General features: G+C 38.6%; 1 protein-coding gene. It reads left to right on the plus strand.

Annotated elements, in window-relative coordinates:
• Positions 1 to 2,438, plus strand: a 2,438-nt coding sequence (locus HMPREF3177_RS08460; protein ID WP_210388778.1) for a YPDG domain-containing protein, incomplete at both ends; no start/stop codon positions are given.

The following is a 2,438-nucleotide window of genomic DNA, read 5'->3' on the forward strand; positions in this document are numbered from 1 at the left end:
CGCATTAAACGAAGAAACACCAAACGAAGAAGCATCAGCAGACGAAAAATCACTAACTGAAGAAATCACTAAAGAAAGTGAAGAAGTAGCAACTCGATCTGCACTAAATAGAACAGCAGAAGATGAGGTAGATAAAACTTCTTTAGATGTAACTTCTGACGATGTTGGTAATGCCAGACTTGATGTTGATGGTGTGAAAGTAATTGAGTCAGGTACTGATCAAGAAGATGCTAGACGTACCGTTAACGGAACAGTTTATCAGTACTATAATTCTACACCTACTGCTGGAAGTGTAAGAGACGGAGTTAGAAGTCCTTTAGAAGACGTTAGAGTATACGCACAGTGGTTTGAAAAAAGCGGAGCAGCCTCACCTATCTATACTACTAAAACTGATGCCCAAGGTAATTATCATATCGTAATGAAAGATTTTGTTTTAGCAGATGGAACAACCGCACGTTTTGATGCGGATCCTTTATTACCTGAAGGAGAAAAATTCAGAGTATGGGCTGAAACTCCAGATGGATTAAGTCTGATACAGTCATGGAACCTAAGCCAAGTTGGTCCACGTGGTAAAGTTATGGATACTATGAATGGTGCTCGTAACTGGATTCATACAGATAGACTAGAGAACTTCAACTTTGCATATGCCGAAACGCCGGATCATGAAGCGATGCATAATTTAAATGAAAAAGTTGACAATCAAGGATTTAACGAAACTTCAGGTCAAATAAACGGTCGTGTTTTCTGGGAAAATAGTCATCAAGCTGGAGCATCAAATATGTCTGAGCTTTCTAGATTTGGTGGAGCAGACACACCAATCAGAGATGTTGAAGTCATTGGTTCATACCTTTCAGACTATGCAGTAAATAAAATTTATAATGAAGCACCAGCTGCGATTGGTACAAAGAATATTCGTGGCAATGGTTGGACAGATGAAAATGAGAATGCTCTACAAGCATGGATTAAAGAGCAAATTGAATTAGAAGGTAAAGATTTATGGATTGGTGAAACAGTATCAACAAGAACTGATGCAGATGGTAAATATGTTCTTCAATTTAATGGTACTTATGGTCAGGACTATAACAATAGAGGATATAATGATAACATCAATCTTGGTACTGGGCGTCGCTCAGTGTTATATCGTGAAGATGTTCTTCCAGAAGATATTGCCTTAGCTCATGGATTAGAGGAAGGATCCACTTATGAAGATTTAATGGGTAGAACGGCTAGTTCACCAGATGTTGGTAACTGGTGGAGAATTACTTCTCAAAGATTAGATAGAGAAGCAAGCTTAGATGCTGCTCCTAAGCACATTAACATTGATTGGACTTATGTATCAATTCCAGGATTAGAGAACTTTGGAATGATAACACCATTCTTTGGTAATCGTTATGAGTTTAGTAGAGGCTCTGCTACAACTGGATTTTTAGAGACTTTCCGTATTAACAGTAATGAACAACAGCGCCTCAATAATGTAAATTTTGGTATGTTCTTAGACGAGTATATTTTCGGTATTGATGAGTATAATACAACTACATCACCAGCATTACCTGGTGCTAATGTATCTACTACAACGGTAGGTTTACCATCATCAGACCTAGGTAACAATAAGTATCAGGTTGTTTGGTATGATAAGGATGGTAATATTGTTCATGAATCGGAAGTTAAAATCCCATCAAATGAGGGTAAAATAACAACAGATGACTTTAAAGTTCCTGAAAATGCGCAAAGTGGTGATATTTTCACAGCTAAATTATTCGCGATTAGTCCTGGGGAAGAATCTGTTCGTGATGAATACCCACTTGCGCAAGACTCGTTTATTGTGAAGCTTGCAAATGAACTTTATGAACCATCATACGAAGAACAATTCGTAGTACCAGGTACACCATCAGAATCAGAACCAACATTCAAAGACAAAGATGGTAATGTAGTATCAGCACCAGAAGGATCTAAATATACAATTGGTAAAAATGCGGATGGTTCAGACTTTGTAGTACCAGATGGTTACACAGTCACTGTTGATGAGACAACAGGTGTAGTCACAGTAACAGCAGATCCAGAGGCATTAGATGCAGATACTGTAGAAGAATTTGATGTACCAGTTAAAGTGACTTATGAAGATGGTTCAACTGATGAAGCTAAAGCGAAATTCAAATTAGATACAGATGGTGACGGCACTCCAGATATCGAAGATGAAGATGATGATGGAGACGGTGTACCGGATGAAACGGAAAAAGATCATAATTCTAATCCTAAGAACCCAGATTCAGTGCCTAACAATGAAGAATACGAGCCTGGATACGAAGATGGCAAAGGTAAACCAGGTGAAGATGTAACTGTAGAAGCACCAGAGTTCAAGGATAAAGATGATAACCCAACAGACGCACCAGAAGGTACGACGTTTACACCAGGTGAAGACGCACCAGAAGGTGTTGAAG

The organism is Nosocomiicoccus sp. HMSC09A07 (assembly GCF_001808485.1).
GTDB lineage: Bacteria > Bacillota > Bacilli > Staphylococcales > Salinicoccaceae > Nosocomiicoccus > Nosocomiicoccus ampullae_A.